At 57.0% G+C, this 6,353-nt stretch carries 9 protein-coding genes; 6 read left to right on the forward strand and 3 right to left on the reverse strand.

Going from position 1 to position 6,353, the window contains the following annotated elements; all coding sequences use genetic code 11:
* Positions 1–82: 82 nt before the first annotated feature.
* From BLU26_RS18430 to flgA, 3 genes are all read right to left on the reverse strand, one after another.
* Complete coding sequence (locus BLU26_RS18430) at positions 83–541, reverse strand: flagella synthesis protein FlgN (RefSeq protein WP_157719404.1); 459 nt, start codon at positions 539–541, stop codon at positions 83–85.
* A gap of 39 nt (positions 542–580) precedes the next feature.
* Positions 581–904, reverse strand: coding sequence for a flagellar biosynthesis anti-sigma factor FlgM (gene flgM, locus BLU26_RS18435; protein WP_092288282.1), 324 nt, complete (start codon positions 902–904; stop codon positions 581–583).
* 142 nt (positions 905–1,046) lie between these two features.
* Complete coding sequence (gene flgA, locus BLU26_RS18440; RefSeq protein WP_092288283.1) at positions 1,047–1,757, reverse strand: flagellar basal body P-ring formation chaperone FlgA; 711 nt, start codon at positions 1,755–1,757, stop codon at positions 1,047–1,049.
* Positions 1,758–1,874: 117 nt separating this feature from the next.
* Here flgA and BLU26_RS18445 point away from each other — a divergent pair, with 117 nt between their 5' ends.
* The 6 genes from BLU26_RS18445 to BLU26_RS18650 form a co-directional block, all read left to right on the forward strand.
* Positions 1,875–2,813, forward strand: a complete 939-nt coding sequence (locus BLU26_RS18445) for a chemotaxis protein CheV (RefSeq protein ID WP_092288284.1) — start codon at positions 1,875–1,877, stop codon at positions 2,811–2,813.
* Between the two features lie 50 nt (positions 2,814–2,863).
* Entirely contained in the window at positions 2,864–3,691 is an 828-nt protein-coding gene (locus BLU26_RS18450) for a CheR family methyltransferase (RefSeq protein WP_092288285.1), read from the forward strand.
* A 235-nt stretch (positions 3,692–3,926) separates the two neighbouring features.
* A complete protein-coding gene (flgB, locus tag BLU26_RS18455; protein WP_092288286.1) occupies positions 3,927–4,331 on the forward strand; it encodes a flagellar basal body rod protein FlgB in 405 nt (134 codons plus the stop codon).
* A 3-nt stretch (positions 4,332–4,334) separates the two neighbouring features.
* Positions 4,335–4,775 carry a flagellar basal body rod protein FlgC gene (gene flgC, locus BLU26_RS18460; RefSeq protein ID WP_092288287.1) on the forward strand — a complete coding sequence of 147 codons (441 nt, stop codon included), beginning with the start codon at positions 4,335–4,337 and terminating at the stop codon, positions 4,773–4,775.
* 17 nt (positions 4,776–4,792) lie between these two features.
* Positions 4,793–5,476, forward strand: a complete 684-nt coding sequence (gene flgD, locus BLU26_RS18465) for a flagellar hook assembly protein FlgD (RefSeq protein WP_092288288.1) — start codon at positions 4,793–4,795, stop codon at positions 5,474–5,476.
* A 36-nt stretch (positions 5,477–5,512) separates the two neighbouring features.
* Positions 5,513–6,353 (forward strand): flagellar hook-basal body complex protein (locus BLU26_RS18650; protein ID WP_157719412.1); only part of this gene is annotated, 841 nt, incomplete at its 3' end.

Below are 6,353 nucleotides of genomic sequence, written 5' to 3' on the forward strand. Positions count from 1 at the left end.
TAGGGTGGACACTTAGGGCTCTCGGTATTATTGGTTTTGGCTTGCGGACTACTATACAGCAAGCTGGCTGATTGGCATCACCTCAGACCTTGGTAAGGTCACGTGACACGCCTGACCGGCTCCGATTGCCCAGTTGGTCATAGATGTTCTGGCTGGATTCGCCCTGATTGCGCAGCAGGTCGAGCAGGTTGGAGGTGCTGTTCTGGCTATGTCGAACCAGTCGTGCATTGCGGTCATTGGCGGCCTTGCAGGCTTCCAGGTGCTCGAGAAACTGCTGATAGGCGGCGCTGAGTGCTTCATCGTTCAGGCCGCTAACATGGCTTTGCAGGCTCTGAGCGCTGATTTGCTGCTGGCTGCAATAGTGCTTGATGCTCTGATCGTGGCGGGCGAGGGCTTCGATCAGCGGGCGCTTTTCCTGCAGCAGTTGTTCCAGTTCGTCCATGCTTTGCTGCACTATGGCCTCGCGCTCGCGCTCGGTCAGTGCAAGGTAGCGTTCACAATCCTGGTCAGCCTGTTGAAGAATATCGTTCAACGCGTGCATCGGTGCCTCCGCAAGCATTGGCCAGGATCAGACAGCCGGTCAGCTTTCGAAACTGAGCAGCTTGTCTGCAATCCGGTTGCTATCGACCTGATAACTGCCGTCAGCAATGGCCTGTTTGATCTGGTTAACACGCTCGCTATCGACTTCCGGCAGCTCACGCAGACGCTCTTCAATGGCCTGCAGCTGTTGTGCCTGCTGGCTGAGGCTGACCGATGAGCGCTCGCTTGTGGCTTCCTGAGTAGTACCGCTAGTAGCTTTCTCGGCGTTGTCGAGCGTTGCGTCACGCTTGCCAGACGTGCTGCTGGTCTGGTTGCTGCGGCCGGCTCCGTTAGGACCATTCGGCGAGTTGAAGTCGATGACCATGATGAATTCCTCAAACTGTAAAATCTTCTCTAACCGCTTTAACGGCCGCGAGGCTGAAAACTTTAGGGAAAATAAGTGTGAAGAGCATCACAGTACGGCGTGCTCGGTTCTGTCGGCAGTATATCCCATAATTTGCCGTTCATCACATGTCTACCCTGACCTGTCCCGGCCCGCTGACACGGGCCTTTATCTCACGGTTCGAGCGCGTGTTGCGCACTCGGATCTGTGCTCCCAGCGTACCGCTTTCCAATGCCTCGCCGGGCATTTTCACCGATACATTGCTGTTGCTGGCGCTGATGACTACCTTGTCGCCACGTTGCACCACCTCGTTTTGTTCTACCACGGCAAAGGTGATGATGGTATCCGGTGGCACCGGTCGGGTCAGGCGCATGCCAATCGCCTGCTGCGGATCAACCAGATATTTGTCGCGCAGCAGGCTGGTGTCGCGCTCCTTCAGGGTCAGGTCGGTTGCGCTGAGCAGACTGTTGCGCGCCAGCGGACGGGCACTGACCAACACCTGTTGGTACAGGCTGACCTGGCCGGGTACAAAAAGGCGCCAGGGAGAGCTGCTGTTACAGGTCAGGCGGACGGTAACCCTGCCAACCGGGATGTCGGGGCTTTCCAGCTCGGCGCTGAGTTGATCTTCCGGGCACACAGGCAGGCGCAGTCTGGCGTCGAGCCGGTTGAGCTTGATCTCGTAGCGCGCCGGCAGACCACTGCGTGCAATATGTTCCTCGACTTCCTGCTCAAGAAACCCATTGGTCGCGCCGATAAGCTGGTCAATGAGCGGGTTGGCGAGCGCTGACGTGGAAAAAAATATCGCCAATGCCGCGCACCCGGTGATAAAACGCATACAATTACCTTTATAACAAATGGTCGGTGCGTGTCATTTTACTGTCAGTCCAATAGCCTCAAGGCCATTGCTGCAGGAAACATGCCGCATTGAGCTCAAGACGAGAAGGAGCTGCCCATGGCTGGTGTAATGGATTCAGTCAATCAGCGGACACAGCTGGTTGGTCAGAATCGGTTGGAGCTGCTGCTGTTCAGGCTGGCAGGCAATCAGCTATACGGGATCAACGTGTTCAAGGTGAAAGAGGTGCTGCAGTGCCCTCGCCTGACCACGATGCCGAAGCTGCATCCTGTGGTTCGCGGTGTGGCGCACATTCGTGGTGGCACTCTGCCGATTCTTGATCTCAATCGCGCAACGGGCGGGCCAGGGCTGGATAATCTGGATACCGCTTTCGTTATCATCACTGAGTACAACTACAAGGTTCAGGGTTTTCTGGTTCGCTCGGTTGAGCGCATCGTCAACATGAACTGGTCCGAGATTCATCCGCCGCCAAAGGGTACCGGTCGCGATCACTACCTCACCGCGGTGACGCGGGTCGACAATCAGATGGTGGAGATTATCGACGTCGAGAAGGTGCTGGCCGAGGTCGTGCCGACCAATGAGAAGATTTCCGAGGGCGTCATCAACCAGGAAACCAACGCCGAGGCGGTGTCTCGCCGGGTACTGATCGTTGATGACTCGTCGATTGCGCGCAAGCAGGTGTCGCGCTGTCTGCAGGAAGTGGGGGTCGAGATCATTACCCTCAATGATGGCAGGCAGGCGCTGGACTGGCTCAAGTTGCAAGCTGAACAGGGTGAAGATGTCAGCAAGACCTTGCTGATGATGGTCTCGGACATTGAAATGCCCGAAATGGATGGCTATACGCTGACCGCAGAGATACGCAACGATCCACGGCTGAAAGATCTGCACGTGATGCTGCATACCTCGCTCTCGGGTGTATTCAACCAGGCGATGGTCAAGAAAGTGGGTGCTGACGACTTTCTTGCCAAGTTCAAGCCCGATGACCTGGCGCAGCGGGTTATTGATCGTCTGCACGCCGTGCGCGATCAGGCCGAGTAGCGGACGGTGAGGAACCCAACACTGAATTCACACAACGCAAGGCGGCCCGAGTGACTTTGGCAAATCAGGACTTTCAGGTATTTCGCGAGTTTTTGGAAAAAGCCTGCGGCATTGTACTGGGTGACAACAAACAGTATCTGGTGTCCAGCCGATTGAACCGTCTGCTTGAGCAGGAGAAGATCGGCAGCCTGGGCGAACTGGTCAAACGTATCCAGGCGCAGCCGCGCGGTGGTTTGCGTGAGTCGGTGATCGACGCGATGACCACTAACGAGACCCTCTGGTTTCGCGATGTTTATCCGTTCGAAGTGCTGAAGAAGAAACTGATTCCGGAGTTCATCAAGAACAATCCAGGCCAGCGTCTGCGTATCTGGTCAGCGGCTTGCTCGTCGGGTCAGGAGCCGTATTCGCTGAGCATGTCGATTGACGAGTATGAGCGCAGCAACCTTGGCCAGTTGCGTGGCGGGGCGCAAATTGTGGCCACGGATCTGTCGGGTGGCATTTTGAACGCCGCCAAGAGTGCCGAATACGACAGTCTGTCGGTGGCCCGCGGCCTGTCACAGGATCGTCTGGCGCGTTACTTTGATCAGTTGGCGCCAGGTCGCTGGGCGGTGAAGCCGCCACTGCGTAACCGGGTCGAGTTCCGCGCGATGAATCTGCTCGACAGCTATTCGATGCTGGGCAAGTTCGACATCGTGTTCTGCCGGAATGTGCTGATTTACTTCTCTGCTGACGTCAAGAAGGACATCCTGCGGCGTATTCATGGCACCCTCAAGCCGGGCGGCTATCTGATGCTGGGCGCCTCCGAGGCTCTGAACGGCTTGCCGGAACTCTATCAGATGGTGCAGTGCAATCCGGGTATCGTGTACCAGGCTCGCTGATTTTTCTCCCGCCTTTCTTCTCTCTTTGCCGCTCCCCAGTGGGCGGCAAAACTCTTGCCGCTTACCCCTGATGTTGGCACTGCCGCTTGCCGCCTGCCGGTAACGCTTTGCCGCTTTACCTCGTACTTGATTCCTAACTCTATGTATTTTATGGGATTTGTTTTTTGGCATGCCCTTTGCTTTGTTGTTGGCAGAAAGGTCTTTTGGCCACAGCGCCAGAACGAGGAAGGTTGCCATGAGTTTGAGTTTCGAAAACGCACTTGGATTGCACGAGCAAGCGCTCAAGTTCCGCTCTCAGCGGGCTGAGGTGCTGGCCAACAATCTCGCCAATGCGGAAACCCCCAACTACAAAGCGCGGGATCTGGACTTCAGCGCGGTGCTGGCTGCCCAGCAGACCGGCGGTAGCCAGGCGGTCGCTGTCGCGCAGACCGATGATGGCCACATTGCTGCCGAGAGCCTGATTGATCAGGTGGCTGGCCTGCGCTTTCGTAACCCACTGCAGCCCTCGCTTGACGGCAATACCGTAGACCCTGAGGCCGAGAAGGCCGCCTACGCGGAAAATGCCATCGACTTTCAGGCCAGTTTCACCTTCCTCAATAGCAAATTCAAAGGGCTGATGACGGCCTTGCGGGGAGAGTAACGCATGTCACTCGATAAGGTTTTCGACATCGCCGGTTCCGGCATGAGCGCACAGTCGCTGCGCCTGAATACGGTCGCCAGCAATATTGCCAACGCCGAGACGGTCTCCAGCAGCATTGATCAGACCTACCGCGCACGCAATCCGGTTTTTGCCACCATTTTCAGTGCACAGCAGGGCAATGGAGCTTCACTGTTCAGCGATGAGCAGCAGGCGGGCGAGGGTGTGCAGGTGCTGGGCGTGGTGGAATCAGATGCCGAGCTCGAGCCGCGCTATGAGCCGGATCACCCGATGGCGAACGAAGAAGGTTATGTGTTTTATCCCAACGTCAACGTGGTGGAAGAAATGGCCAACATGATGTCTGCGTCGCGTTCTTATCAGACCAACGTGGAAGTCATGAATACCGCCAAGACCATGTTGCAACGCGTCCTTACCCTGGGCCAGTGATCGGAGATCTATAGACCATGAGTGTCAGCAATAATGTGGCAGTGGGCAACAGCGTACTGGACCAGTATCAGCTCGATTCCGAGCGTCAGCCCAAGAATGATGAGCTGGGCAAGGATCAGTTTCTGGAGCTGCTGGTCGCGCAAATGAATAACCAGGACCCGCTGTCGCCGCAGGAGAATGGCGAGTTCATCGCCCAGTTGGCACAGTTCAGCACCGTTGAGGGCATCGAAAACATGAACACCTCGATGGAGGCATTGCTCAGCGGCTATCAGTCTTCTCAGGCGCTGCAGGCGTCCTCCATGGTGGGTCGCACGGTCATAGTGCCGTCCGATCAGGCGATGGTGGATACCGCCAACGGTCTGGAGGGTCAGTTTGCGTTGCCCAAAAATAGCGGTGCAGTCACCGTGAAGGTGCTCGATAGCTCCGGCAGCCTGGTCGACACCATCAACATGGGCAGCTTGGAAGCCGGCATGCACGACTTTACCTGGGATGGGCAGGACTCCAGCGGCAATATCTTGCCGCCCGGCGCCTACACCTTTGAAGCGACCGCCGCCATTGATGGCACCAGCAAGCAACTGGCAACCCTGTTGCCGGCCAATGTGGACAGCGTTTCGCTGGGTGCTGGTGACAACGGCGAGCTGCTGCTCAACGTGGCTGGGCTGGGCAGTATCAGCCTGTCCAACGTATATGCAATCAAATAACAGTCGTCCGACACTGACTGAGTAAGGAGAAACACCATGGCTTTCAATATCGGTTTGAGTGGTATCCGGGCGGCAGCATCCGATCTGAATATCACCGGTAACAATATCGCCAACGCCGGCACCGTGGGCTTCAAAAGCTCACGTGCCGAGTTTGCCGACGTCTATGCGGCATCGGTTCTGGGCTCCGGCAGCAACGCGCAGGGCAGTGGTGTAGCGCTGGCCGATTCGGCGCAGCTGTTTACCCAGGGCAATATCAGCTTTACGGAAAACAGTCTGGACCTGGCGATCAACGGCAACGGCTTCTTCGTCACCAGCAAGGATGGCGCTATCAGCTACACCCGCGCCGGTTACTTCGGTACCGACAGTGCGGGCAACATCGTCAACAACGCCGGTGAGCGCCTGCAGGGCTTTGGTGTGAACTCGGTGTCGGGCCTGATCAATCAGGGTATTCAGACTGACCTGCGAGTGGATACCCGCTCGGCTGATCCGAATGCTACCAGCGCCATTACCTCCACGCTGAACCTGAATTCAACCCAGACCCGGCCGACGCTGTTCACCCAGCAATACGACGCCGCCTACGCTACCTCGATTGCCGGTGCGGCTGATCCGGCCAACCCGACTGCGGCGGAGATCGCTACCGCACAGGCGGCGGGTCTGGCTGCAGGGCGCTCTACCTTTGACCCGACCAACTCGGCTTCTTATAACAGCTCTACCTCGGTCAATGTTTACGACAGCCTGGGTAACTCCCACGTCTTGACCAAGTACTTCGTCAAGAATGACGCCAACAGTTGGGACATGTATGTACTGATTGATGGGCGTGACGTGCAGAGCGGTGTGGAAGCATCCGACCCGGCCTTTGATCCCACCACCACCACGC

It is taken from the genome of Halopseudomonas sabulinigri, from assembly GCF_900105255.1.
GTDB lineage: Bacteria > Pseudomonadota > Gammaproteobacteria > Pseudomonadales > Pseudomonadaceae > Halopseudomonas > Halopseudomonas sabulinigri.